The organism is Pseudomonas arabinosi (assembly GCF_047758675.1).
Classification (GTDB): Bacteria; Pseudomonadota; Gammaproteobacteria; order Pseudomonadales; family Pseudomonadaceae; genus Aquipseudomonas; species Aquipseudomonas arabinosi.
Window position 1 is genome coordinate 967830 of record NZ_CP180480.1, and the last position, 24518, is coordinate 992347.

The following is a 24518-nucleotide window of genomic DNA, read 5'->3' on the forward strand; positions in this document are numbered from 1 at the left end:
GCGGGTTATTGTGATTTTCTGACCCGCAGGTACCACTCGGACAGCAGTCGTACCTGTTTGTCGGTGTAACCCCGCTCGACCATCCGTGTGACGAAGTCGTTGTGCTTCTGCTGGTCCTCTTTGCTGGCCTTGGCGTTGAAGCTGATGACTGGCAGGAGGTCCTCGGTGTTGGAGAACATTTTCTTCTCGATGACCACCCGCAGTTTTTCGTAGCTGAGCCAGGTCGGGTTTTTGCCGTTGTTGTTGGCCCGGGCGCGCAGTACGAAGTTGACGATTTCGTTGCGGAAATCCTTCGGATTGCTGATGCCGGCCGGTTTTTCGATTTTCTCCAGTTCTTCGTTCAGCGCTACGCGGTTGAGGATCTCGCCGGTTTCCGGGTCGCGGTATTCCTGGTCCTGGATCCAGAAGTCGGCGTACAGCACGTAGCGATCGAAGATGTTCTGGCCGTACTCGCTGTAAGACTCGAGGTAGGCGGTCTGGATTTCCTTGCCGATGAACTCGATATAACGCGGTGCCAGGTACTCCTTGAGGAAGCGCAGATAGCGTTCGCGGGTTTCGGCCTGGAATTGTTCCTGCTCGATCTGTTGTTCCAGCACGTAGAGCAAGTGCACCGGGTTGGCGGCGATTTCGTGCGGATCGAAGTTGAACACTTTCGACAGGATCTTGAACGCGAAGCGGGTCGACAAACCGTTCATGCCTTCGTCGACACCCGCATTGTCGCGGTATTCCTGGATCGACTTGGCCTTCGGATCGGTGTCCTTGAGGTTTTCGCCGTCATACACGCGCATCTTGGAGTAGATGTTGGAGTTTTCCGGCTCTTTCAGTCGCGAAAGCACGGTGAACTGGGCAAGCATCTTCAGGGTGTCAGGCGCGCAGTGAGCCTTGGCCAGGGAGCTGTTGAACAAGAGCTTGTCGTAGATCTTCACTTCGTCGCTGACCCGCAGGCAGTACGGCACTTTGACGATGTAGATCCGGTCGATGAAGGCTTCGTTGTTCTTATTGTTGCGGAAGGTGTGCCATTCCGATTCGTTGGAGTGGGCCAACAGGATCCCGGTAAACGGAATTGCCCCCAGACCTTCGGTACTGTTGTAGTTGCCTTCCTGAGTGGCGGTCAGCAGTGGGTGCAGCACCTTGATCGGCGCCTTGAACATTTCGACGAATTCCATCAGGCCCTGGTTGGCCCGGCACAGTGCGCCCGAGTAGCTGTAGGCGTCGGCGTCGTTCTGTGGGTATTCCTCCAGTTTGCGGATATCGACCTTGCCCACCAGCGCCGAGATGTCCTGGTTGTTTTCATCTCCCGGCTCGGTTTTGGCCACGGCGATCTGGTTGAGGATCGACGGATACAGCTTCACCACACGGAACTGGCTGATGTCGCCGCCGAATTCGGCGAGGCGTTTGGTAGCCCATGGCGACATGATGGTGTTGAGGTAGCGCCGTGGAATGCCGAAGTCTTCCTCGAGGATCGCGCCATCTTCGGTGGCGTTGAACAGACCCAGAGGCGATTCGAATACCGGCGAGCCCTTGATCGCGTAGAAGGGCACTTTTTCGATCAGCTGTTTCAGCTTTTCGGCCAGGGACGATTTACCGCCACCCACAGGGCCGAGCAGATAAAGAATTTGTTTCTTCTCTTCCAGGCCCTGAGCGGCATGGCGGAAATACGACACGATCTGGTCGATGCATTCTTCCATCCCGTGGAAGTCTTCAAAGGCCGGATAGCGGCGGATTACCTTGTTGGAGAAGATTCGCGACAGCCTCGAGTTGGCCGAGGTGTCGAGAAGCTCCGGCTCACCGATGGCCAGTAACAGACGCTCGGCGGCGGAGGCGTAGGCGCTGCGGTCGCTTTTGCACAGCTCCAGATACTCTTGCAGCGAGAGTTCTTCCTGGCGTGTGGACTCGAAGCGTTGTTGGAAGTGGCTAAAGATACTCATGACGTCACCTCGCTCGATACGTGGAGCCGACGCCGGATCATTCAGTCGATGCTGGCAGCGACCGAATATGCAGTCGCTGTTTACCCCCCAGAACTCTTTCGAAGTTGACTACCCCGAAAGCTACTCCCGATGACCCGCGCGCCGGTGTACCGGCTCTCCCCTGTTTTGGATGGCCTGCGCTTAAGGATAGTTGGGAATTCGGGAGGTAAAGGCGAGATACGTAATTAGTTGTGGCAGACCGTTCGTCTGCCACCGCGCGAGCCCGCGGGGACCGGGGCTTGCGCGTTACAAAAAAATTATTCGGAAGTGCCTTGCGCTGTTTCCGAAGGATACGTCGTACGCCACAGCTCAAAACCGCCATCCATGCTGTAGACGTCGGAGAAGCCCTGGCTAATGAGGTACGCAGCGGCGCTCTGACTGGAATTGCCGTGGTAGCAGACCACTACCGTCGGTGCATCAAGGTCGGCGGCACGGATGAAGTCCGAGATGGAAACGTTGTCCAGATGCTTGGATCCGGCAATGTGCAGTGCGGCAAAGGTCGCTGGGTCGCGAACATCGACCACCACTGCGCCTTGTTCGCGCAGGGCCTGGGCTTGTTCCGGGGGGATACGTTTGAATTCGCTCATGGCGGGCTCCTGTGGCTCGGCTGAAAGCGCAGTTTAGCGCGGGGCGCTTGCTGACGATGGTTCGGGGATAAGTGCGGCGACTGGCGGCAGGGCAAGGCCATGCTCGTCGCATTTGCAAGACAGGCGTTCACCGCTGTCGACATTCATGAGGGTCAGGGCGCCACCCCAGACACAACCGGTGTCGAGGGCCGAGATGCCCGGCTCATTGCATCGGCCTTCCAGAGCGGCCCAGTGGCCGAAGATGATCTTCAAGCCCTTGGTCTTGCGCTCTTTGTGCTGAAACCAGGGTTTGTAGCCCGGTGGCGCATTGTCGAGGCCTTCCTTGCTTTTGAGGTCAAGCTTGCCCTCAGCGGTACAAAACCGCATGCGGGTGAAATAGTTGGTGATCACCCGCAGACGTGTCACGCCTTTGAGGTCGTTGTCCCATTTCGCCGGATCGTTGCCGTACATGCCATCGAGGTAGGGTGGCAACAGGTTGTCATCGCGCAATGCCGTCTCGACTTCGGCGGCATACTTCAAGGCCTTGCGCAGTGACCACTGGGGCGGAATGCCCGCATGTACCAGGGCGACGTCGCGCTGTTCGTCATAGTGCATGAGCTTTTGCTGACGCAGCCACTCCAGCAGTTCCGCGCAATCGGGCGCTGCGAGAATCTCGAGCAGGGTGTCGGACTTCTTCAAGCGTTCGATGTTTTTCCCGGCAGCCAGCAAGTGCAGGTCATGGTTGCCGAGCACGCACACCAGCGATTCGCGGATGCTATAGAGGAAGCGCAAGGTATCCAGCGACTGCGGGCCACGGTTGACCAGATCGCCGACCAGCCACAGACGATCCTGTGTCGGGTCGAAGGCGACCTGCTTGAGCAGGCATTGCAATGCTTGAAGGCAGCCTTGCAGATCGCCGACGGCATACGTTGCCATCAGTGCAGGGCTCCGGGCACCGCCAGACGGAATGGGGCGATGATGGCGTCGAAGTGTTTGCCGTCGTCGGCAACCATTTCATAAGTGCCCTGCATCGTGCCGACCTTGGAGGTCATGACGGTGCCGCTGCTGTAGGTGTGGCTCTCGCCCACCTCGATCAACGGTTGCTGGCCAACAACGCCGGCTCCGCGAACCTCTTCGACATGCCCGTCACCGTCGGTGATCACCCAGTGCCGTGACAACAGCTTGGCCGGTAGCTCGCCATTGTTGTGCACGGTGATGGTGTAGGCGAAGGCAAAGCGGTTTTGCTCGGGTTGCGATTGTTCTGCCAGATAGCGGGTGACGACGCTGACGTCGACCTGGTAACGAGGATCGGACATGCAAGAGGCCTTAAACGAAGCGGAACGCGGGGCGTAGCTGATGGAGATCAGTCTAGGCCAAGTATCGGGTAGTAAACCAGACATGACGGCTGGTGTCCTACCCGATAACGCTCATTGCCTGTCAGTCGGCGGCGGGCGTCTGTAGGACTTGTTCGCTGAGCTTGTCGGCAAGGCGCACGAAGGCGGCCAGATCGAGCTGTTCGGGACGCAGGCTGCCATCAACGCCGGCGGCTTCGATTTCAGCATTGCTCAGCAGCAGCTTGAGGGTGTTGCGCAGGGTCTTGCGGCGCTGGTTAAAGGCTTCGCGCACGACACGCTCCAACAGCTTGTGATCCTTGGCCGGGTGCGGGAGCACCGCGTGAGGCACCAGGCGCACGATAGCCGAATCGACTTTGGGCGGCGGATTGAACGCGCCCGGGCCAACGTTGAACAGGTGTTCGACCCGGCAGTGATACTGAACCATGATCGACAAGCGACCCCAGTCACCACCACCAGGGCCTGCTGCCAGGCGCTCGACCACTTCTTTTTGCAGCATGAAATGCATGTCGCGAATCAGGCTGGCGTTATGCAGCAGGTGAAAAATCAGCGGCGTAGAGATGTTGTACGGCAGGTTGCCAACCACCCGCAGGCTGTTCGGCGCAGCGTTCAGGCTGTTGAAGTCGAACTTCAGTGCGTCGCCCTGGTGCAGGTTGAAGTTGCTCTTGCTGGCAAATTGCTGGTTGAGGATCGGGATCAGATCCTTGTCCAGTTCCACCACGTCCAACTGGGCGCCGCTGTTAAGCAGGCCCTCAGTCAGCGCACCCTGGCCAGGGCCGATTTCCAGCAGGTGGTCTTCGGGTTTGGCGCGGATGGCGCGCAGGATGCGGTCGATAACGCCAGCATCGTGCAGAAAGTTCTGGCCGAAGCGCTTGCGCGCCCGGTGTTGGTAATGCTCGGTCATAAACGGGTCTCGGCCATCTGGTAGGCTGTTTCCAGGGCGACTTGCAGGCTGCCGGTATCGATTTTGCCGCTGCCGGCCAGGTCCAGGGCAGTGCCGTGGTCGACCGATGTGCGGATGATCGGCAAGCCGAGGGTCACGTTGACTGCCGCGCCGAAGCCTTTGTACTTCAGCACAGGCAGGCCCTGGTCGTGGTACATCGCCAGCACCGCATCGCAGTGCTCCAGATATTTGGGGGTAAACAGAGTGTCGGCGGGCAGGGGGCCACGAAGGTCCATTCCTTCGCCGCGCAGGCGCTCTAATGTAGGTTCGATGATGTCGATTTCTTCATGGCCCAGGTGTCCGCCTTCGCCGGCATGGGGGTTGAGCCCACAGACGAGGATGCGTGGCCGGGCAATGCCGAATTTTTCTTGTAGATCGGTGTGCAGGATTCGCGTGACCCGTTCCAGACGCTCCGGTGTGATCGCATCGGCAATCTCGCGAAGAGGCAGGTGAGTGGTGACCAGCGCCACGCGCAAACCGCGAGTGGCGAGCATCATCACCACTTGGGCGGTATGGGTCAGGTCGGCGAGAAATTCTGTGTGCCCGGAAAAGGCGATCCCGGATTCATTGATCACGCCCTTGTGTACAGGGGCCGTGATCATGCCGGCAAAATGCCCGTCCAGGCAGCCTTGGCCAGCTCGAGTCAGGGTTTCGAGAACGAAAGCCGCATTGGCCTTGTCCAGTTGCCCGGCAGTGACCTTGGCGTTGAGCGGTGTATCCCAGACATACAGGCTGTTGGCTGGCGCGGGCACATCCGGCCAGCTGTCCGGGGTGACCGGCAGCAAATCGACAACCACACCCAGCTGCACGGCCCGCTCAAGGAGCAGGTCGCGGCTGGTAATGGCAATCAGGGGATGTGGCTGGGCTTGCGAGGCGAGCAGCAGGCACAGGTCGGGACCTATGCCGGCCGGTTCGCCGGGTGTCAGCGCGAAACGTTTGGGTTTCACTGCGCTGCCTGGTCTGCACCAGGGAGTTTGATCTCTACGTACGCTTCGTCACGGATCTGACGCAGCCAGGTTTGCAGTTCTTCGTCGTATTTGCGGTTACGCAATACGGTCATTGCTTGCTGCTCACGGGCCTGGGTGGTGCTGTCAGTGGCGCGACGGCCAAGGACTTCCAGAACGTGCCAGCCATATTGGGTCTGGAACGGCTTGGACAGCTGACCTTGTGGGGTCTTGGCCATCACTTCGCGGAATTCAGGCACCAATGCATTCGGGTCGATCCAGTTCAGGTCACCACCGTTGAGGGCGGAACCAGGATCTTCCGAGAAGCTTTTCGCCAGTTCGCCGAAATCTTCGCCCGCTTCGATACGGGTGTAGAGGGACTCAGCGAGGGCTTTGGTTTTTGCTTCGTCGCGGATCGGGCTCGGCTTGACCAGGATATGACGCACGTGCACTTCATCACGTACCTGGGTCTCACCGCCACGCTTGTCGAGGATCTTCAGGATGATGAAGCCGCCCGGCGTACGCATTGGCTGGGTAATGTCGCCGACAGTCATGGTGCTCAGTATACGATCGAACGGAGGTGGCAGTTGACCGGCTTTACGCCAGCCCATATCGCCACCTTCCAGTGCGGTTTCGCTGGCGGATTTGGCGATTGCCAACTGACCGAAGTCAGCGCCTTGCTTGAGCTGCTGGTAAACCGCGTCTGCCTGTTTGGCTGCATTCTGAATCGCGTCGGAGTTGGCGCTTTCCGGCGTAGGAATCAGGATGTTGGCCAAGCGGAATTCTTCGGACAGCTGCATTTTGCCAAGGTCGGAAGCGAGGAAGTTCTTCACTTCCTGTTCGGAAACCTGGATACGTTCGGCCACACGACGCTGACGCACACGGCTGATAACCATCTCGCGGCGAATCTGGTCGCGGGCGTCGTCGTAAGACAGACCGTCGCGAGTCAGAGCGGCGCGGAATTGATCCACGGACATGTTGTTGCGTTGGGCAATGGTGCCGACAGCCTGGTTCAGTTCTTCATCGGTAATGCGGATACCGGAACGTTCGCCGATCTGCAGTTGCAGGTTTTCGACGATCAGACGTTCAAGTACCTGCTGATCCAGCACGTTGGCCGGCGGTACAGCAGAACCGCGCTTGGCGATGGTTTGCTGAACTTCATGAACCCGTTGGTCCAGTTGGCTCTGCATGACCACGTCGTTGTCGACAATGGCCACCACTTTATCGATGGACTGTACCGCGGCGTTCGCCGCGGTACCCAGGAACAGCGCGCCCAGCATCAGCGGGCGCAGACAATCAGAAAGCTTGGTCTTCACGTTCACGATAACCTTGGATGCCTTTGTCGAGGAAGCTCTCTACTTTGGCGCCGGTGAGGCCGCCGAGTCCCTTCAGAACAATTTGTAGGAAGATGCCGTGGTCGCCTTTTTCGTTTTCCGGGGCGTTCTGACTGAACTCGTCATACGAAACCCAGTAACGGTTGATCAGGCGCAGTTTCCAGCAGCAGTTGTCGTACTCGAAACCACCGAAAGCTTCCAGGGTACGGTTACGGTTGTAGTCATACTGCCAGCGGCTGATGGCGTTCCATTGCGGCACGATCGGCCAGATCACCGAGAAATCGTGCTGCTGAATCTTGTAGTAGTCCTTCACGTAGCCAGGTTGGCCCGGGGTGCCGTAGTCGCCACCGCCCACTTGCCACTTACCGGTGTTCTGGTCGTAACGGACCTGGTCATTGCGATAGCGATAGCCGGCGTTGATGACCTTGTTCGGGTTGTCTTCAGGCTGGTAGTGGAACATCGCGCTGCCCGAGCGAGGGCTGCGGCTGTCCGGGTCCCAGTTGTAATCGGCCGTGGTGCGCCAATCACGATTCCAGCGGTATTCGTATTCCAGCGCATACGGCGAGACATTAGCCTGCGCGTCCTGGCGGGTTTTTGCATCGATACCCGGCAACTGAACTTCACGATCCTTGAAATACATGGCTTGGCCGACGCTGATGCGTTGACGTTCGAAGCCATTGTCTTCGATCCAGCGGTTGGTTACGCCCAGAGACAGTTTGTTCTCGTCGCCGACGCGGTCGGTGCCAGAGAAGCGGTTGTCACGGAACAGCGACGCGTAGTTGAAGGTGTATTCGCTGGTGTCGAAGACCGGAATGTCTTCCTGATCCGTTTCAGGGACGTACAGGTAGAACAGGCGCGGTTCGAGGGTCTGGCGATAATTCTTGCCGAACCATTGGGTGTTGCGATCGAAGTACAGGCCGCTATCGATGCTTGCGATCGGCACGCCACGGTTCTGGCTGCTGCTGAAGGTACCGTTGAGCTTTTGCTGCTCCGCGGTTTGCGCGTCAATCTGGCTTTTGCCGGTACCGTCCAGATCCAGTTGGTACTGGGTGTACTGATACTTGAGCGATGGCTTCACGAAGCCATAAGTCCAGTCCAAAGGCAGGCTGACGCCCGGTTTGAGATTCAAACGGTCGCCGTTGGCACGTGCCAGTCCCGTAACGTTGTTATCAAGACGCGGTTCGACGGTGCCATCTTCGTTTACGAAATTACCGTTCTTCAAATCACGGTCGAATCGTACGACTTCTGTCTCGTAGTCGAAATTCAGGCCACCAGGGTGAGTCGGCAGCTGACCATTGAAAGTGATCTGCGGCAGGCGGTCGTACGGCGTAATGTTCGAAACGGTCGCGAGCTGATAAGCCTGTGCATTCAAACGAGCGGTGTAGCTGTCGCCACGATAGGTGACAGAACCCTGCTGGTTCACGAAGTCAGAGCTTTTTACCCCGATCTGATCGGTTTGCAGATCCTGGAAGTAATACGGGTCGCTGATCTTGGTGTAATCGACTTGTGTCAGAACGCGCGAGTCGAGACCGCCCTTGTGCTGCCAGTTATACATGTAGCGGTTTTTTTGGTAATCGGTCTGGCCACTGCGATCAGTGTCTTCGTCGTTGAGGTACGCGGCGCCGAACTGACCTTCGCTGGAAGGGGTCAGGTAACGGAATTCGCCTTCCATCAACAGCCCGTGCTTGCTCATGTAGCGCGGGTACAACGTGGCATCGTAGTTTGGTGCCAGGTTGAAGTAATACGGTGTGACCAGCAAGAAGCCGGTATCGCTGCCGGTGCCGATGGTCGGCGGCAGGAAGCCGGACTGGCGACGGTCGTCGATCGGGAAATAGATGTACGGCGTGTACAGAACCGGAATGTCTTTGACCCGCAGCGTCACGTTGGTCGCGGTACCGAAACCGGTGGCCGGGTTCAAGGTGATGTTGTTGCCCTTGAGCTGCCAGGCGTTGCTGTCCGGTTCGCACGTGGTGTACGTACCATCCTTGAGGCGGATGATCGCGTTCTCGGCACGCTTGGCGTACAGCGCATTACCGCGGATACGGGATTTGTGCATTACGTATTCGGCGTTGTCGACCTTGGCTTCACCGGTGTCGAGCTGCACGTCGGCGTGGTCGCCCACGATCAGTGCGCCGTTGTCGCGAACACGGACGTTGCCGCTCAGTTCGCCACGGCTCTCGGCCTGGTAAAGATTCGCTTCGTCGGCTTCGACCTGCATGCTGCCCTGACGCATGACCACGTCACCCGCGAGGGTCGCGACCTGCTCATCCTGCTTATAGCGAGAGGCTTTGGCGCCGAGAAAGGTCGGAGCGTCACTTTTATTCGTCTTGTCATTCATGCCAGGACGAATTGGTTCGATATAGGAACCAGCGCAGTAAGGACCGGTTTCGGCCAATTGCGCTGCAGTGAGCTTCTCGCGCGGAACCCAATCGAGGTGACTGTAGTCTTCGCTACGCGACTTCAGGCCGCGGCCCTTGGATTCGGTCACCAGCACAGGCTTGGCGCCGGTGTCTTGACTTAAACCGCTGTCAGCCGGAGTCTCGCCGCTCGTGCTTACCGCCGCGCTGCCGTCATGGACGGGGCGAGGTGGCAGCGCAGCTGCTGGAGATTTTGGCGCACAGTTCCAGGCACCCGAAGCAGAGACTGAGCAGTCATACTGTTCCGCGGCGACCACGAACGAAGTGGCTAGAGGTTGCAGGGCCAGCAGACTGCCGGTAACCAACAACGGAAATTTTTTACGAAACGCGGGGGATTTCAATGCCATCTTATTAGTCCGGGCTTCCTGCGTGCCATCTGCCCGCGGTGTGGGCCGCACGCCTCTCGATGGTCTGAAAAAGATGCTGGATAATAAAGCATGACCCGCTTGACGGCTAGCGCCGTCGGAGACCCTTGCAATGCCTGACCAAGATGTACGTTTGCAACACCTGAAAGTTTGGCTCGATGAGCAATTGGCTGCCCTCTTTGCAGAACAGGGTTGGGGTGCCGTACCCCCGGCCACGTTGACTGCGGCCAGTAGCGATGCGAGTTTTCGACGTTATTTCCGCTGGGAAGGCGAGGGCAGAAGCTTCGTCGTGATGGACGCGCCACCGCCCCAGGAAAACTGTAAACCCTTCGTGGATATCGCTTTTTTGCTGGCGAAATCCGGAATAAATGTTCCGAAAATTTATGCCGAAGACCTCGAGCGTGGTTTTCTTTTGCTCAATGACCTGGGCAACAAGACTTACCTGGACGTGATCGACAGCGAAAATGCCGACGATTTGTTCAAGGATGCCCTGCAAGCGCTGCTGGCTTTTCAGCAGTTGCCGATGGTTGCTCCGCTGCCAAGTTATGACGTGGCGCTGCTGCGTCGCGAGCTGGAATTGTTCCCCGAGTGGTACGTGAAGCGCGAGTTGGGCATCGAGTTCGACTCGGCGCAGCAAATGCTCTGGCAGAACGTGACCGAGTTATTGATCGACAGCGCACTGGCCCAGCCTAAAGTGCTGGTGCACCGCGACTACATGCCACGCAACTTGATGCTCAGCGAGCCAAATCCCGGCGTGCTGGATTTCCAGGACGCCGTCTATGGTCCGGTGACCTACGACGTGACCTGCCTGTTCAAGGATGCGTTCCTCAGCTGGCCCGAGGAGCGTGTGCGCGGTTGGCTGGAAGCGTACTGGCAGCAAGCGGGCGATCTCGGGATCCCGGTTCAGCCAGACTTCGAAGACTTCCTGCGTGCCAGCGACCTGATGGGCGTGCAGCGGCACCTGAAAGTGATCGGCATCTTTGCCCGCATCTGCCACCGCGACGGCAAGCCACGCTATCTCGGCGATGTGCCACGCTTCTTTGCTTATATAGACGCCGTGATCGCCCGCCGCCCTGAACTGGCCGAGCTGGATGTGTTGCTGCTGAGTCTGCGTGCTGGAGTGAATGCATGAAGGCAATGATTCTGGCAGCAGGCAAAGGCGAGCGCATGCGCCCGCTGACCTTAAGCACGCCGAAACCACTGGTTCGCGCGGGCGGTATACCGTTGATCGAGTATCACTTGAAAGCCTTGGCGGTGGCGGGGTTTACCGAGGTGGTGATCAACCATGCCTGGCTCGGCCAGCTGATCGAAAACTATCTGGGTGATGGCTCGCAATACGGCGTACGTATTCAGTACTCGCCGGAAGGTGAGCCGCTGGAAACCGGAGGCGGGATTTTCCGCGCGCTGCCGTTGCTGGGTAACGAGGCCTTTATGGTGGTCAACGGTGACATCTGGACCGACTACGACTTCAGCGTGTTGCACCAACCCATCACCGGGCTGGCGCATTTGGTGTTGGCGGACAACCCTGCCCATCATCCGACCGGCGATTTCAGTCTGATCGACGGGCAAGTACGCGACGGTCAGCCGGACACTGCAAACCTGACCTACAGCGGCATCGCGGTCCTGCACCCGAAACTGTTCGACGGCTGCTCCGCCGGCGCCTTCAAGCTTGCACCGCTGCTGCGCAAGGCCATGGCCGATGGACACGTCACCGGCGAGCACTTGAATGGACATTGGGTGGATGTTGGCACTCACGAGCGTCTGGCTGAAGTCGAAACCCTGTTAGAAGCGAGACGCTGAGATGTTGTGGCCAGCGACTCTGATTGGCGCCGGGGCGGGCTTTTACATCGCCAGCATTCCGGGGGCCATGCTGGGCGCCTTGTTGGGGCAGGTGCTGGATCGGCACTTGCACATACAGAGCTGGGCGCACTTGCGAGAAAGGCTCGGTGGCCGCTCGGTGCTGCGCAACGATGAACTGCTGTTTGTGTTGTTGGGACGGCTGGCCAAGAGCGATGGACGGGTGGTGGAAGGCCACATCCAGCAGGCCCGTCAGGAAATGCGCTCGCTGGACATGAGCGAGTCGGCCCAGCGCCGGGCAATTGCCGCGTTCAATCGCGGCAAGTCGGGAGATGACCGGTTGCGCGGTTACCTGCGCCGCTTGGGTCGTCAACCTCATGCCGCCGAAGGCGTCCTGCGCGCCTGTTGGCGGATGATTTGGGCCGATGGCCGCGCCGGTAGCGCTGAACGAGAGCTGATCAGGCAGTGGGGTAAATGGCTGGGCTGGTCGTCACAACAGGTGCAGGTTCTGGCGGCCGATTACGAAAAGCACAAGTTTGCACAGGCCAGCAGCGTTCTGACCTATCAAGATGCCCTGCGGCTTTTGGGCGTTTCGGCGACCAGTGAGCCGGCGCAGATCAAGCGTGCTTATCGACGCCTGCTGAGTCGCCATCACCCGGACAAGATCGCCGGCAGCGGTGCGACGGCGTTGCAGGTTCGCGAAGCCACTGACAAGACCCGCGAACTGCATAGCGCCTACACATTGATTCGTGAGCGGCGGGATTTTCGTTAGGGCAACAGATTTGTAGTGTTTGTAGGCCCACTTCGCGAGCAAGCCCGCTCCCACATGAGATCTTCAGTGGACACAGAATGTGCGGACGACCGAGATCATATGTGGGAGCGGGCTTGCTCGCGAAGAAGGGCTACTCGGTTGATCAGTCTGTCGCTGGCTGAGGACTCAACCAGCCCCGCACCCGACGGAACAGTTGCTCTTGCTCTGCCTTGGAATTACCCGGCAAAGCCTTGAGCGAAACCTGACTGAACCCCGAAGTCTTCAAACGTTTGCTGGCCTGCAAACGTTCCAGCGCCAGATTGCGATCCAGCGGCCTATCCATATAGAAGATGTCTGCGGTGGGCAGCTTCAGGGTCGGTGTCAGTTCGACCAGCTCTGGTTTGGCTTTCGCCGGCATCTGAGCGGCGACCATCACAAACTTTTCCACTTGCGAGGGCTGCTTCTCGCTCAGGTAGCGCGCGGCCCAGTAGGCGCCAGTGCCATGCCCCAGCACGACAATGCTGCGAGCGCTTTGCTGTTCGGCGTAGGCAATCGCAGCGTCGATGCGGGCGAAGATTCGTTCGGCGTCGGCGTTGGCCTGTTCCTCGCTAGTTTCGGCGATCGCCTTGTCTGCCACCTCCGCTTCACCGCCCGCCGCTTGTTCGATGGGCGCAGCAGTGGTCGAGTTTTTGCTGCCGGTGTCGGGGGCTTTTGGTGTGGGCGCCACTTCGACGATACGCGGCGCAATGGCATCGCTTTGCAGGTCCGGCAAGGTGATACTCAGGCTGCTCCACTCGGCGTCCGGCAATTTACGTCGCAATGGACCGATTGCTTGCGGCCAGTCAACGGTTTCGCCGGCGCCCGGGATGATAATCACCGCGCCTTTGGGTTCGGCGGTATTGGCCGGTTTCCACAAGGCCAGAAACGTGTCGCTGCCCGCTTGCAGTTGCTGCTGTTCCTGAACAGGGATCTGTCGCTCAAGTGCGTTCGCTTCTTCCTGACTACGCTCAAGCAGCGGCTGGCGCTCGACCGGTTTTTCTTCAGCGGGTGTTTCCGTTGCGGCAGGTACCGGGTCGGCGGCCTCGACAGAAAAGGCGCAAGGCAGGATCAGCGACAGGCACAATGCTGGCAGTGCCAGGCGGTAAACAGGGGGCATCGGATATTCCAGGCCAGAAGTTATTCCGGCAGCCTAATGGGTTGGTCAGTATTTGTCAGTGTGTGAGATTTCGATGATGCGTTTTCGCTGCCTGTGGGTTATCGGCTGTTTGTGGTTTCCCTTGATGGGCTGGGCGGCTCCCGCGCCACCGGTGCACGTCGCGCAATTGTCCGCGGGCCAGCAGCAATGGCTGGCGCAACATGGCGAGTTGCGGGTGGGGCTGGTGTTGCAAGTGCCCTATGCCCAATACGATCGCCGCTTGCAGCGTTTGTCCGGGGTCAATGTCGAGCTGATGAAGTGGCTGGCCAAGGCGCTCAAAGTCGAGCTGAGCTGGCGTAACTTTCCCGACCTGGCGCAACTGGAAGCCGCCGCGCGCGAGGGTGAAATCGACATCGCTCCGGGGCTGACCCAAACACCCGGTGGCCTGCGGCTCTGGCAGTTTTCCGACCCGTATATGCGGGTGCCGCAACTGGTGGTCAGCGATCAGAAAAGCACCGGCGTGGTAGAGCTGGAAAAACTCGACAGCCAAACCCGCGTCGCCGTGCGCATGCCCGGCGCCACCGCCGATTACCTGCGCAGCAATTACCCGCACCTGAACCTTCAAGGCGTACCGATCGAGCGCCAGGCACTGCAACTGTTATTGAGTCAGCAGGCCAGTTACGCCGTGGTCGACGAAGCGCAACTAGGGCGTTTGTCCGCCGAGCCGGAATTCGCCGGGCTGGTGGTGGTGGGCGACATCGGCTTGCCGCAACTGTTGCGGGTGGCTACGCGCCGGGACTGGCCGGAACTGGCCGGCATCGTCGAAAGTGCGTTGCGGGCGATCCCGGCCAAGGACCTGGAGCAACTGCACAACCAGTGGCTGCAACCCAAATACCCGCGGTTGACCGAGTCCCCGGGGTTCTGGCAAAACCTCTGTCTGCTGTTGGCGGTGTTGACGCTGAGCAGCATGGCTATCGTGTTCTGGCAGCGTCGGCAGCAGCACAGTCTTGAGCATCGTTTGCTGGCCGCGCGCGAGGACATTGCCCTGCGTGCCGCCAGCGAAGAAGCCCTGCGCCTCACCCAGTTTTCCATCGACCAGAGCACCGTCGGCATCCTTTGGGTCAACTGGGACAGCCATGTGCGCTACGCCAATCGCGCGGCCGAAACCATGCTGGGTTATCCGGCGGGCGGGATCATTGATCGGCCGCTGATCGACTTCGAGCCCGGCTTGCACATGGATCGCTGGCTGAACCTGTGGAAACGCGCCCGGGCCAGTGAGGACGGCCCGCAAAGTTTCGAAACCAACTGTATACGGGCGGATGGCAGCAACCTGCCGGTGGATGTTTCGCTGAGCTTTTTGCGGTTTCGCGAGAGCGAATACCTGGTGGTTTACCTCAACGACGTCACCGAGCGCCGTCGTGCATTGGCCGCGTTGCAGGAAAGCGAGGCCCGATTGCAAGGGATCGCCGCCAACGTTCCAGGACTGGTCTTTCGTCTGGAACGGGCGCCGGTGACGGGGCAGATCGACTTTGCCTACATCAGTGAAGGCAGCGAGAGCCTGGTCGGTTACTCGCCGGCCACCCTGGCCCATCGCGACAAAGGCCTGCGCAGCTTGGTGCACCCCGACGACAAGGCCAGTTATCACCAAACCCAGGACCATGCACTGGACACCGACAGTGACTGGTCGTGGCAGGGAAGGATTCTCACCCGATCCGGCGAACAGCGCTGGGCCGAAATCAAAGCCATCACCCGCCGACTCGAAGACGGCGCCTATGTCTGGGACGGGATCGTCTGGGACATCAGCGAGAGCAAACGCATCGAACTGGAACTGGCCAGTTCTCGCGAGCAGTTGCGTGAGTTGTCCGCGCACCTGGAGAGCGTGCGGGAAGAGGAAAAGGCCCGCATCGCCCGGGAAGTACACGACGAGCTGGGTCAGATGTTGACCGTGCTCAAACTGGAAACCTCCATGTGCGAACTGGCCTACGCCCAGCTCGACCCCGGTCTGAACGAACGCTTGAACAGCATGAAGCGACTGATCGCTCAGCTGTTCCAACTGGTTCGCGATGTCGCCACGGCACTGCGGCCGCCGATTCTCGACGCCGGGATCGCCTCGGCCATCGAGTGGCAGGCCCGCCGATTCGAGGCGCGCACGCAGATTCCGTGTCTGGTGCAGGTGCCGGAGAATCTGCCGGTGCTCAGTGATGCCAAGGCGATTGGCCTGTTCCGGATCCTTCAGGAAGCGCTGACCAATGTCATGCGCCATGCCCAGGCGCATACTGTCGAACTGACATTGGCGCTGGAGGGCGACGAGTTGTGTCTGACCGTCAGCGATGATGGCGTAGGATTTGTCCCCGCCACCGGTAGGTCAACATCCTTCGGGGTGGTCGGCATGCGCGAGCGAGTGTTGATCATGGGCGGGCAGTTGTCGCTTGAGAGTGAACCGGGTGAAGGCACGACCCTGAGCGTGCGAGTGCCGCTGGATGAGGAGAAGTAAGTGATCCGTGTACTGGTAGCCGAAGACCACACCATCGTCCGCGAAGGCATCAAGCAATTGATCGGCCTGGCCAAGGATTTGCTGGTGGTAGGGGAGGCGAGCAATGGCGAGCAGTTGCTCGAGACCTTGCGTCATGTTCCCTGCGAAGTGGTCTTGCTGGACATCTCCATGCCCGGGGTTAACGGGCTGGAGGCGATCCCGCGGATTCGTGCACTGAACAATCCGCCGGCGATTCTGGTGTTATCGATGCACGACGAAGCGCAAATGGCCGCCCGTGCGTTGAAGGTCGGCGCCGCCGGTTATGCGACCAAGGACAGCGATCCGGCATTGCTGCTGACGGCGATCCGCAAGGTCGCGGCGGGCGGGCGCTACATCGACCCGGACCTGGCCGACCGCATGGTCTTCGAAGTCGGCCTGACCGATTCGCGGCCGTTGCATTCGTTGCTGTCCGAGCGCGAATTCTCGGTGTTCGAACGCCTGGCCCAGGGCGCCAACGTCAACGACATCGCCCAGCAACTGGCCTTGAGCAGCAAAACCATCAGCACCCACAAGGCGCGGCTGATGCAGAAACTCAACATCACCTCCCTGGCGGAACTGGTGAAGTACGCGATGGAGCACAAACTCCTCTGACACACACCACCGAACATTGTAGGAGTGAGCCTGCTCGCGATAGCGGTGTGTCAGTCGACATAATTTGCACTGAGCCACCGCTATCGCGAGCAGGCTCACTCCCACAGAGATTTTGGTGGCATGTCCAATTGCGACATGCTTCCAACGCTGCTTTTGCCGGTTCCTGCGGCTTGCAGCCCCCCGCCCGTCGCAATACCCAATCCACATATCCATCCCCGCCATCCTTGTAGGGCAATCCCTACCCCCAACCTTCCATCCTGCTGAGGCCATTCTCTCCTGCGCCCCGATTTGCGTGGTCGGCAGCGTCCACTAGGCTTAGTCCACAGCAGTCATCACAACAAAGGTGTGGGTATGAGCCAGGTTGATTCAAACGCAGGGGCCAGCGATATTCTGGTCAGCTTTCGTGGAGTGCAAAAAAGCTACGACGGCGAGAACCTGATCGTCAAAGACCTCAACCTGGAGATTCGCAAAGGCGAATTCCTCACCTTGCTCGGGCCGTCCGGCTCCGGCAAGACCACCAGCCTGATGATGCTCGCCGGTTTCGAAACACCGACCGCAGGCGAAATCCAGCTGGCCGGGCGTTCCATCAATAACGTGCCGCCGCACAAGCGCGACATCGGCATGGTGTTCCAGAACTACGCATTGTTTCCGCACATGACGGTCGCCGAGAACCTGGCGTTCCCGTTGAGCGTGCGCGGCTTGAACAAGAGCGATGTCAGCGACAAGGTCAAAAAAGTCCTGAGCATGGTTCAGCTCGACACCTTCGCCCAGCGTTACCCGGCACAACTGTCCGGCGGTCAGCAGCAGCGTGTGGCCCTGGCCCGGGCGTTGGTGTTCGAGCCGCAACTGGTGCTGATGGACGAACCCCTCGGCGCACTCGACAAACAACTGCGCGAACACATGCAGATGGAGATCAAGCACCTGCACCAGCGCCTCGGCGTGACTGTGGTCTACGTGACCCACGACCAGGGCGAAGCCCTGACCATGTCCGACCGCGTGGCAGTCTTCCACCAGGGCGAAATCCAGCAGATCGCGCCACCGCGCACCCTCTACGAAGAGCCGAAAAACACCTTCGTCGCCAACTTCATCGGCGAGAACAACCGCCTCAACGGCCGCTTGCACAGCCACACCGGCGACCGCTGCGTGGTTGAGTTGGGTCGCGGTGAAAAGGTTGAAGCTCTGGCAGTCAACGTCGGCAAGACCGGCGAACCCGTCACGCTGTCGATTCGCCCCGAGCGCATCAGCCTCAACGGCGCAAGCGATCAATGCGTCAACCGCTTCTCAGGGAGGGTGGAGGAATTCATCTACCTGGGCGACCACGTCCGGGTTCGCCTGGAAGTCTGCGGCAAGACCGATTTTTTTGTGAAACAACCGATTGCCGAGCTCGATCCCGCGCTGGCTGTCGGCGACGTGGTACCGCTTGGCTGGCAGGTCGAACACGTTCGCGCGCTCGACCCACTTCTAGAGGCGCATTGATCGCCCCCTGCTTCAACAACACCAACCCTGCACGTGGAGAGAACAATAAATGTTGAGATCCCTGAAATTCACCGCTTTGGTCATGGGCATGATCGGTGCGGCACACGCAATGGCGGCGGGCCCGGACCTGACCGTGGTGTCCTTTGGCGGGGCGAACAAGGCGGCGCAGGTCAAAGCCTTCTACGCACCGTGGGAAGCGGCAGGTAACGGCAAGATCGTGGCGGGCGAGTACAACGGCGAAATGGCCAAGGTCAAAGCCATGGTCGACACCAAAAGCGTGTCCTGGGACCTGGTAGAAGTTGAATCGCCAGAACTGTCCCGTGGTTGCGACGAAGACATGTTCGAGCAGCTTGATCCGAAGTTGTTCGGCAAGTCCGAAGACTACGTCAAAGGTGCCATCCAGCCATGCGGCGTGGGCTTCTTCGTGTGGTCGACCGTGCTGGCTTACAACGCCGACAAACTGGCTTCCGCACCGACCAGCTGGGTGGATTTCTGGGACACCAAGAAATTCCCGGGCAAACGTGGCCTGCGTAAAGGCGCCAAGTACACCCTGGAATTCGCTCTGATGGCCGACGGCGTTGCGCCGAAGGACGTCTACAAAGTACTGGCCGGCAAGGATGGTCAGGACCGCGCGTTCAAGAAGCTTGATGAACTCAAGCCAAGCATCCAGTGGTGGGAAGCCGGCGCGCAACCGCCGCAGTACCTCGCTTCCGGCGACGTGGTCATGAGCTCGGCCTACAACGGCCGGATCGCTGCCGTGCAGAAAGAAAGCAACCTGAAAGTCGTGTGGAACGGCGGCATCTACGACTTCGACGCATGGGCCATTCCAAAAGGTCTGGATAAGGCACGCGCTGAAGCGGCGAAGAAATTCATCGCGTTCTCGGTGGCGCCGCAGCAGCAGAAGACTTACTCGGAAAACATCGCCTACGGCCCGGCCAACATTCAAGCCGTACCGTTGCTGGCCAAGGATGTCCTGAAAGACATGCCGACCACCCCGGAAAACATCGCCAACCAGGTGCAGATCGACGTCAGCTTCTGGGCTGACAACGGTGAGCAACTGGAACAGCGCTTCAATTCCTGGGCTGCGAAGTAAGCAATACCCTGTGGTTTGAACACCGCAATCCTTGTGGGAGCGAGCTTGCTCGCGATAGCAGTGGGTCAGTCAACATTGATGTTGAATGTAATGCCCCCATCGCGAGCAAGCTCGCTCCCACAGGTTGTTTGTATGCCTCTGTAACGATCAAAGATTTCCGGAGTACGCCATGGCCACCGCCATTCCCCTGAACGCGGGCACCGACCCCACCTTGAAGCAGCGGCTCAAGCACGCCGAGCGGATCAACCGCTGGAAAGCACAAGCCTTGATCGCGCCGTTGGTGCTGTTTCTGTTGCTGGTGTTCCTGGTGCCCATCGTGGCGCTGCTCTACAAAAGTGTTGGTAACCCGGAAGTGGTCGGCGGTATGCCACGCACCGTGGCGGCTATCGCCAGTTGGGATGGCCGAGGCTTGCCCGCTGAACCGGTTTACAAGGCGGCCAGTGAAGACCTCGCTGAAGCCCGCAAGAATCAGACCCTGGGCGACCTGTCCAAGCGCTTGAACATGGAATTGGCCGGCTACCGCAGCCTGCTGACCAAAACTGCACGTGCCTTACCGTTCGCTACCGAACCGGTCTCTTATAAAGAAGCGCTGGAAGGTCTCGACGAGCGCTGGGGCGACCCGGCCTATTGGCAAGCCGTGCGCCGCAACACCAGCAACATCACACCGTATTACTTGCTGGCGGCGGTCGATCACCGTATCGACGACCTCGGCGAAATTGCCCCGGCCACGCCCGATCAGGCGATTTACCTCGACATCTTTGCCCGGACGTTCTGGATGGGGCTGATCATCACCGTGATTTGCCTGTTGCTGGCGTATCCGTTGGCTTACTTGCTGGCGAACTTGCCGTCACGGCAAAGCAACCTGCTGATGATCCTGGTGCTACTGCCGTTCTGGACTTCAATCCTGGTGCGGGTCGCCGCGTGGATCGTGTTGCTGCAATCGGGTGGCTTGATCAACAGCGGCCTGATGGCGATGGGCATTATCGATAAACCGCTGGAGCTGGTGTTCAACCGCACCGGGGTTTACATCTCCATGGTGCACATTCTGCTGCCGTTCATGATTCTGCCGATCTACAGCGTGATGAAAGGCATCTCGCCGACCTACATGCGTGCCGCGATTTCCCTCGGATGCCACCCGTTCGCCAGTTTCTGGCGGGTGTACTTCCCGCAGACCTATGCCGGTGTCGGCGCCGGTTGCCTGTTGGTGTTCATCCTCGCTATCGGCTACTACATCACCCCGGCCTTGCTGGGCAGCCCGAACGATCAGATGGTCAGTTACTTCGTCGCCTTCTACACCAACACCAGCATCAACTGGGGCATGGCGACCGCACTCGGTGGGCTGCTGCTGTTGGCGACCGTGGTGCTTTATCTGATTTACAGCTGGCTGGTGGGCGCCAGTCGCCTGCGCCTGAGCTAAGGGGAGAACGAAATGCTGAGTCCTTATATGTCGCCCATTGAGCGGGTGTGGTTCTACAGTTTGCGGATTCTCTGCGGCTTGATTTTGTTGTTCCTGATCCTGCCGGTGCTGGTGATCATTCCGCTGTCGTTCAACTCGGGCAGTTTCCTGGTCTATCCGCTGCAAGGCTTCTCGCTGCACTGGTATCAGGACTTCTTCGCCTCGGCCGAGTGGATGCGTGCGCTGAAGAACAGCATCATCGTTGCTCCGGCGGCGACTGTGCTGGCGATGATCTTCGGTACGCTGGCGGCCATCGGCCTGACGCGGGGCGAATTCCGCGGCAAGGCGCTGGTGATGGCGCTGGTGATTTCGCCGATGGTGGTACCGGTGGTGATCATCGGTGTGGCCAGCTATCTGTTTTTCGCGCCACTGGGTCTGGGCAACAGCTTCTTCTCGCTGATCGTGGTGCATGCGGTGTTGGGCGTGCCGTTTGTGATCATCACGGTGTCGGCGACGTTGCAGGGGTTTAACCAAAACCTGGTGCGCGCTGCTGCAAGCCTGGGTGCTTCGCCACTGACCGCGTTCCGTCGGGTGACCTTGCCGCTGATTGCGCCTGGCGTGATCTCCGGTGCGCTGTTTGCCTTCGCGACTTCGTTCGATGAAGTGGTGGTGACGCTGTTCCTCGCCGGCCCTGAGCAAGCGACCCTGCCACGGCAGATGTTCAGCGGCATCCGCGAAAACCTCAGCCCGACAATTGCTGCCGCAGCGACCCTGCTGATTGCCTTCTCGGTAATCCTGCTGCTGACCCTCGAGTGGCTGCGTGGCCGTAGCGAAAAACTGCGCACCGCTCAGGTCTGAGGCCGTACACGGTCAAAATGTGGGAGCGGGCTTGCTCGCGAATGCGGAGTGACATTCACAATAGATGTCGACTGATCCACCGCTTTCGCGAGCAAGCCCGCTCCCACATTGGATTTTCACTGTGTCATGGTCATTCATGACCTGAATAGCAGACAAACCCCAATCCCCAGCTACTCTTGTGCCCAGCTCCCCTATCTATAAGAGGCTGCGCACATGAGTCTTTCCTCTTTCAAAATCGCTCACAAACTGATCACCGGTGCAGGGGCCATCGAGCAACTGGCGGCTGAGCTGACACGCCTGGACATCGACAACCCGCTGATCGTCACCGATGCCGCACTGGTCAAGTCCGGCACGGTCGAGCTGGCGCTGGCGCAGCTGGGCGACCGAGCCTACGAAATTTTCGACCGTGTGTTGCCAGACCCGGAAATCGCCATCGTTGAAGACTGCATGCGGGTCTACCGCGAGGGCGGGCACGACGGACTGATCGGCCTGGGTGGCGGCAGTGCCATCGACATCGCTAAAAGTGTCGCGGCCTACGCCGGTTATCACGGGGCGCTGGAGGATCTGTTTGGCATCGATCAGGTGCCGCGCAAAGGTCCGCCGCTGATCGCCATTCCGACCACCGCCGGCACCGGCTCGGAAGTCACTAACGTGGCGATCCTCTCCGACAAGGTCGCGCAGCTGAAGAAAGGCATCGTCAGCGACTATCTATTACCGGACGTGGCGCTGGTCAGCCCACAAATGACCCTGACCTGTCCGCGCAGTGTCACGGCCGCCAGTGGCGTCGATGCACTGGTGCACGCCATCGAATCCTATCTGTCGCTGAACGCCTCACCGATTACCGACGCGTTGGCCATCGGCGCCATCAAGCTCATCGCCAAGGCGCTGCCGAAGGCTTACGCCAATCCGTCCAATCTCCAGGCCCGCGAAGACATGGCCACCGCCAGCCTGATGGCCGGCATGGCGTTTGGTAATGCCGGGGTCGGCGCGGTGCACGCGCTGGCGTATCCGCTGGGCGGCCGTTACAACATTGCCCATGGCGTCAGCAACGCCTTGCTGCTGCCGTATGTCATGAGCTGGAACAAAATGGCCTGCGTGGAGCGCATGCAAGATATCGCCGAGGCCATGGGGGTGAAGACCGCTCATCTGAGCGCCAACGACGCGGCGGACAAGGCCGTAGAGGCGATGACCGAGTTGTGCGCTGCGGTGGAAATCCCGCCGGGCCTGCACAGCTTCGGTGTTCCAGAAGCAGCCATCCCGGCCATGGCGGTGGAGGCGGCGGGAATCGAGCGCCTGATGCGCAACAATCCGCGCAAACTGAGCGCCGTCGACATAGAGAAGATTTACCGAGCGGCCTACTGATCATCGCAGTCACGTCGCGCACGTCAAAGCATGAGGTATACAATGCGCGCCATCGTGATTCTGCTCAAAAAAGGTGCGTCATGCAGCCCTTCGTAATTGCTCCGTCGATTCTCTCCGCTGACTTCGCCCGCCTGGGTGAAGAAGTGGACAACGTCCTGGCCGCTGGCGCCGACTTCGTGCACTTCGATGTCATGGACAACCACTACGTGCCCAACCTGACCATCGGCCCGATGGTGTGTGCCGCGCTGCGCAAGTACGGCGTGACTGCGCCGATCGACGCGCACCTGATGGTCAGCCCGGTGGACCGCATCGTCGGTGACTTCATCGAAGCCGGCGCGACCTACATCACGTTCCACCCGGAAGCCTCGCAGCACGTCGACCGCTCCCTGCAACTGATCCGCGAAGGCGGCTGCAAGTCGGGCCTGGTGTTCAACCCGGCGACCCCGCTGGACGTGCTCAAGTACGTGATGGACAAGGTCGACATGATCCTGCTGATGAGCGTCAACCCGGGCTTCGGCGGGCAAAAGTTCATCCCCGGCACCCTCGACAAACTGCGTGAAGCGCGGGCGCTGATCGATGCATCCGGCCGTGACATCCGCCTGGAAATCGACGGCGGCGTGAACGTAAATAACATTCGTGAAATCGCCGCTGCTGGCGCTGACACCTTCGTTGCCGGCTCGGCGATCTTCAATGCACCGAATTACCAAGAGGTAATTGAAAAGATGCGTTCCGAACTGGCGCTGTCCCGTTCATGAGTGGCTTTGAGCAGCTGTTCCCGGGGTCTCTGCCGCGGCTGGTGATGTTCGATCTGGATGGCACGCTGGTCGATTCGGTCCCTGACCTCGCAGCGGCTGTGGATAACATGCTGCTCAAACTCGGGCGAAAACCTGCCGGCATCGAATCGGTGCGTGACTGGGTAGGCAACGGCGTGCACACGCTGGTACGCCGGGCCTTGGCCAACCACATTGACGCCGAGGGTGTCGATGAGGTCGAAGCCGAGCATGCCCTGGAGCTGTTCAACGGCTTTTACGAGGATGGACACGATTTGACCGTGGTCTATCCTGGCGTGCGCGATACCCTGAAATGGCTGCAAAAGCAGGGCGTCGAGATGGCGCTGATCACCAACAAGCCGGAGCGCTTCGTCGCACCGCTGCTGGATCAGATGAAGATCGGCCGTTACTTCAAATGGATCATCGGCGGCGACACCCTGCCGCAGAAGAAACCGGACCCGGCCGCGCTGTTTTTCGTGATGAAGATGGCCAATATTCCGGCCTCCCAATCGTTGTTCGTCGGCGACTCGCGCAGCGATGTGCTGGCGGCGAAAGCGGCGGGGGTCAAATGCGTGGCGCTCAGTTACGGTTATAACCACGGCCGACCGATTGCCGAAGAGTCGCCGGCGCTGGTGATCGACGATCTGCGCAAGTTAATTCGCGGTTGCCTGGATCCGGCCGCTGAGATAACGTTGGCCGACGCTGTTCAACCCCCTTCTGGAAACGCCATCGTGGTGGTCACTCGCAAACTCTGGATGAAAGTCATCAAGGCCCTGGCCCGCTGGCGTTGGCGCGCCTGACTTGTTCCTGGCCGGCATACCGGCGCGTTTGCATACCTGACTGTTAGACCCTCAAGCCACGAGGCTAC

At 59.6% G+C, this 24518-nt stretch carries 21 protein-coding genes; 12 read left to right on the forward strand and 9 right to left on the reverse strand.

Features of this window, described 5'->3' with window-relative positions; genetic code table 11:
* Window positions 1-5 precede the first annotated feature (5 nt).
* The 8 genes from ACMXYJ_RS04340 to ACMXYJ_RS04375 all read right to left on the reverse strand — a co-directional run bounded on the left by ACMXYJ_RS04340 (window position 6) and on the right by ACMXYJ_RS04375 (window position 9870).
* Window positions 6-1928 (reverse strand): PrkA family serine protein kinase, encoded by a 1923-nt coding sequence (locus tag ACMXYJ_RS04340; protein WP_008147199.1) that lies wholly within the window; start codon window positions 1926-1928, stop codon window positions 6-8.
* Window positions 1929-2224: 296 nt separating this feature from the next.
* Entirely contained in the window at window positions 2225-2554 is a 330-nt protein-coding gene (gene glpE, locus ACMXYJ_RS04345) for a thiosulfate sulfurtransferase GlpE (protein WP_046045372.1), read from the reverse strand.
* Window positions 2555-2587: 33 nt separating this feature from the next.
* On the reverse strand, window positions 2588-3469 hold the full coding sequence (locus tag ACMXYJ_RS04350) for a symmetrical bis(5'-nucleosyl)-tetraphosphatase (protein WP_046045373.1): 882 nt from the start codon (window positions 3467-3469) through the stop codon (window positions 2588-2590).
* On the reverse strand, window positions 3469-3849 hold the full coding sequence (apaG, locus tag ACMXYJ_RS04355; protein ID WP_008147202.1) for a Co2+/Mg2+ efflux protein ApaG: 381 nt from the start codon (window positions 3847-3849) through the stop codon (window positions 3469-3471). Before apaG ends, ACMXYJ_RS04350 begins: the two co-directional genes overlap by 1 nt.
* A 121-nt stretch (window positions 3850-3970) precedes the next feature.
* Entirely contained in the window at window positions 3971-4789 is an 819-nt protein-coding gene (rsmA, locus tag ACMXYJ_RS04360) for a 16S rRNA (adenine(1518)-N(6)/adenine(1519)-N(6))-dimethyltransferase RsmA (protein ID WP_415758913.1), read from the reverse strand.
* Complete coding sequence (gene pdxA, locus ACMXYJ_RS04365; protein ID WP_415758914.1) at window positions 4786-5775, reverse strand: 4-hydroxythreonine-4-phosphate dehydrogenase PdxA; 990 nt, start codon at window positions 5773-5775, stop codon at window positions 4786-4788. Before pdxA ends, rsmA begins: the two co-directional genes overlap by 4 nt.
* Complete coding sequence (gene surA, locus ACMXYJ_RS04370; RefSeq protein WP_415758915.1) at window positions 5772-7088, reverse strand: peptidylprolyl isomerase SurA; 1317 nt, start codon at window positions 7086-7088, stop codon at window positions 5772-5774. The genes pdxA and surA overlap by 4 nt, the downstream gene beginning before the upstream one ends.
* Window positions 7069-9870 carry an LPS-assembly protein LptD gene (locus tag ACMXYJ_RS04375; protein WP_415758916.1) on the reverse strand — a complete coding sequence of 934 codons (2802 nt, stop codon included), beginning with the start codon at window positions 9868-9870 and terminating at the stop codon, window positions 7069-7071. Before ACMXYJ_RS04375 ends, surA begins: the two co-directional genes overlap by 20 nt.
* Before the next feature lie 130 nt (window positions 9871-10000).
* Here ACMXYJ_RS04375 and ACMXYJ_RS04380 point away from each other — a divergent pair, with 130 nt between their 5' ends.
* From ACMXYJ_RS04380 to ACMXYJ_RS04390, 3 genes are read left to right on the forward strand one after another with little or no spacing between them, the layout of a single operon-like run.
* Complete coding sequence (locus ACMXYJ_RS04380; protein ID WP_415758917.1) at window positions 10001-11020, forward strand: aminoglycoside phosphotransferase family protein; 1020 nt, start codon at window positions 10001-10003, stop codon at window positions 11018-11020.
* The gene (gene murU / locus ACMXYJ_RS04385; RefSeq protein WP_415758918.1) at window positions 11017-11688 is read left to right on the forward strand and encodes an N-acetylmuramate alpha-1-phosphate uridylyltransferase MurU; all 672 of its coding nucleotides are present in this window, start codon (window positions 11017-11019) and stop codon (window positions 11686-11688) included. Before ACMXYJ_RS04380 ends, murU begins: the two co-directional genes overlap by 4 nt.
* A gap of 1 nt (window position 11689) precedes the next feature.
* A complete protein-coding gene (locus ACMXYJ_RS04390) occupies window positions 11690-12457 on the forward strand; it encodes a TerB family tellurite resistance protein (RefSeq protein ID WP_415758919.1) in 768 nt (255 codons plus the stop codon).
* A gap of 142 nt (window positions 12458-12599) precedes the next feature.
* Here ACMXYJ_RS04390 and ACMXYJ_RS04395 read toward each other — a convergent pair whose 3' ends face one another.
* The gene (locus ACMXYJ_RS04395) at window positions 12600-13592 is read right to left on the reverse strand and encodes an alpha/beta hydrolase family protein (protein ID WP_415758920.1); all 993 of its coding nucleotides are present in this window, start codon (window positions 13590-13592) and stop codon (window positions 12600-12602) included.
* A 73-nt stretch (window positions 13593-13665) separates the two neighbouring features.
* Between ACMXYJ_RS04395 and ACMXYJ_RS04400 the strand changes: the two genes are divergently transcribed.
* The 9 genes from ACMXYJ_RS04400 to ACMXYJ_RS04440 all read left to right on the forward strand — a co-directional run bounded on the left by ACMXYJ_RS04400 (window position 13666) and on the right by ACMXYJ_RS04440 (window position 24450).
* Window positions 13666-16065 (forward strand): PAS domain-containing sensor histidine kinase, encoded by a 2400-nt coding sequence (locus ACMXYJ_RS04400; protein ID WP_415758921.1) that lies wholly within the window; start codon window positions 13666-13668, stop codon window positions 16063-16065.
* Window positions 16066-16695 (forward strand): response regulator, encoded by a 630-nt coding sequence (locus ACMXYJ_RS04405; RefSeq protein ID WP_003210977.1) that lies wholly within the window; start codon window positions 16066-16068, stop codon window positions 16693-16695.
* A gap of 351 nt (window positions 16696-17046) precedes the next feature.
* Window positions 17047-18171, forward strand: a complete 1125-nt coding sequence (locus tag ACMXYJ_RS04410; protein ID WP_415758922.1) for an ABC transporter ATP-binding protein — start codon at window positions 17047-17049, stop codon at window positions 18169-18171.
* Window positions 18172-18220: 49 nt separating this feature from the next.
* Complete coding sequence (locus ACMXYJ_RS04415; RefSeq protein WP_095127226.1) at window positions 18221-19264, forward strand: ABC transporter substrate-binding protein; 1044 nt, start codon at window positions 18221-18223, stop codon at window positions 19262-19264.
* A gap of 169 nt (window positions 19265-19433) precedes the next feature.
* On the forward strand, window positions 19434-20681 hold the full coding sequence (locus tag ACMXYJ_RS04420) for an ABC transporter permease (RefSeq protein WP_415758923.1): 1248 nt from the start codon (window positions 19434-19436) through the stop codon (window positions 20679-20681).
* Between the two features lie 12 nt (window positions 20682-20693).
* On the forward strand, window positions 20694-21518 hold the full coding sequence (locus tag ACMXYJ_RS04425; RefSeq protein ID WP_415758924.1) for an ABC transporter permease: 825 nt from the start codon (window positions 20694-20696) through the stop codon (window positions 21516-21518).
* A gap of 213 nt (window positions 21519-21731) precedes the next feature.
* On the forward strand, window positions 21732-22880 hold the full coding sequence (locus ACMXYJ_RS04430; RefSeq protein ID WP_415758925.1) for an iron-containing alcohol dehydrogenase: 1149 nt from the start codon (window positions 21732-21734) through the stop codon (window positions 22878-22880).
* Window positions 22881-22960: 80 nt separating this feature from the next.
* Complete coding sequence (gene rpe, locus ACMXYJ_RS04435; protein ID WP_415758926.1) at window positions 22961-23635, forward strand: ribulose-phosphate 3-epimerase; 675 nt, start codon at window positions 22961-22963, stop codon at window positions 23633-23635.
* Window positions 23632-24450, forward strand: a complete 819-nt coding sequence (locus ACMXYJ_RS04440) for a phosphoglycolate phosphatase (protein ID WP_415758927.1) — start codon at window positions 23632-23634, stop codon at window positions 24448-24450. The genes rpe and ACMXYJ_RS04440 overlap by 4 nt, the downstream gene beginning before the upstream one ends.
* The last annotated feature ends 68 nt before the right edge of the window (window positions 24451-24518 follow it).

Excerpts from the sequence above, each read along its gene's own strand:
- ACMXYJ_RS04340 (WP_008147199.1), bottom strand. The coding sequence starts at position 1,928 with ATGAGTATCTTTAGCCACTTCCAACAACGCTTCGAGTCCACACGCCAG.
- glpE (WP_046045372.1), bottom strand. The coding sequence starts at position 2,554 with ATGAGCGAATTCAAACGTATCCCCCCGGAACAAGCCCAGGCCCTGCGC.
- ACMXYJ_RS04350 (WP_046045373.1), bottom strand. The coding sequence starts at position 3,469 with ATGGCAACGTATGCCGTCGGCGATCTGCAAGGCTGCCTTCAAGCATTG.
- apaG (WP_008147202.1), bottom strand. The coding sequence starts at position 3,849 with ATGTCCGATCCTCGTTACCAGGTCGACGTCAGCGTCGTCACCCGCTAT.
- rsmA (WP_415758913.1), bottom strand. The coding sequence starts at position 4,789 with ATGACCGAGCATTACCAACACCGGGCGCGCAAGCGCTTCGGCCAGAAC.
- ACMXYJ_RS04375 (WP_415758916.1), bottom strand. The coding sequence starts at position 9,870 with ATGGCATTGAAATCCCCCGCGTTTCGTAAAAAATTTCCGTTGTTGGTT.
- ACMXYJ_RS04380 (WP_415758917.1), top strand. The coding sequence starts at position 10,001 with ATGCCTGACCAAGATGTACGTTTGCAACACCTGAAAGTTTGGCTCGAT.
- murU (WP_415758918.1), top strand. The coding sequence starts at position 11,017 with ATGAAGGCAATGATTCTGGCAGCAGGCAAAGGCGAGCGCATGCGCCCG.
- ACMXYJ_RS04390 (WP_415758919.1), top strand. The coding sequence starts at position 11,690 with ATGTTGTGGCCAGCGACTCTGATTGGCGCCGGGGCGGGCTTTTACATC.
- ACMXYJ_RS04395 (WP_415758920.1), bottom strand. The coding sequence starts at position 13,592 with ATGCCCCCTGTTTACCGCCTGGCACTGCCAGCATTGTGCCTGTCGCTG.
- ACMXYJ_RS04400 (WP_415758921.1), top strand. The coding sequence starts at position 13,666 with ATGATGCGTTTTCGCTGCCTGTGGGTTATCGGCTGTTTGTGGTTTCCC.
- ACMXYJ_RS04410 (WP_415758922.1), top strand. The coding sequence starts at position 17,047 with ATGAGCCAGGTTGATTCAAACGCAGGGGCCAGCGATATTCTGGTCAGC.
- ACMXYJ_RS04415 (WP_095127226.1), top strand. The coding sequence starts at position 18,221 with ATGTTGAGATCCCTGAAATTCACCGCTTTGGTCATGGGCATGATCGGT.
- ACMXYJ_RS04420 (WP_415758923.1), top strand. The coding sequence starts at position 19,434 with ATGGCCACCGCCATTCCCCTGAACGCGGGCACCGACCCCACCTTGAAG.
- ACMXYJ_RS04425 (WP_415758924.1), top strand. The coding sequence starts at position 20,694 with ATGCTGAGTCCTTATATGTCGCCCATTGAGCGGGTGTGGTTCTACAGT.
- ACMXYJ_RS04430 (WP_415758925.1), top strand. The coding sequence starts at position 21,732 with ATGAGTCTTTCCTCTTTCAAAATCGCTCACAAACTGATCACCGGTGCA.
- rpe (WP_415758926.1), top strand. The coding sequence starts at position 22,961 with ATGCAGCCCTTCGTAATTGCTCCGTCGATTCTCTCCGCTGACTTCGCC.
- ACMXYJ_RS04440 (WP_415758927.1), top strand. The coding sequence starts at position 23,632 with ATGAGTGGCTTTGAGCAGCTGTTCCCGGGGTCTCTGCCGCGGCTGGTG.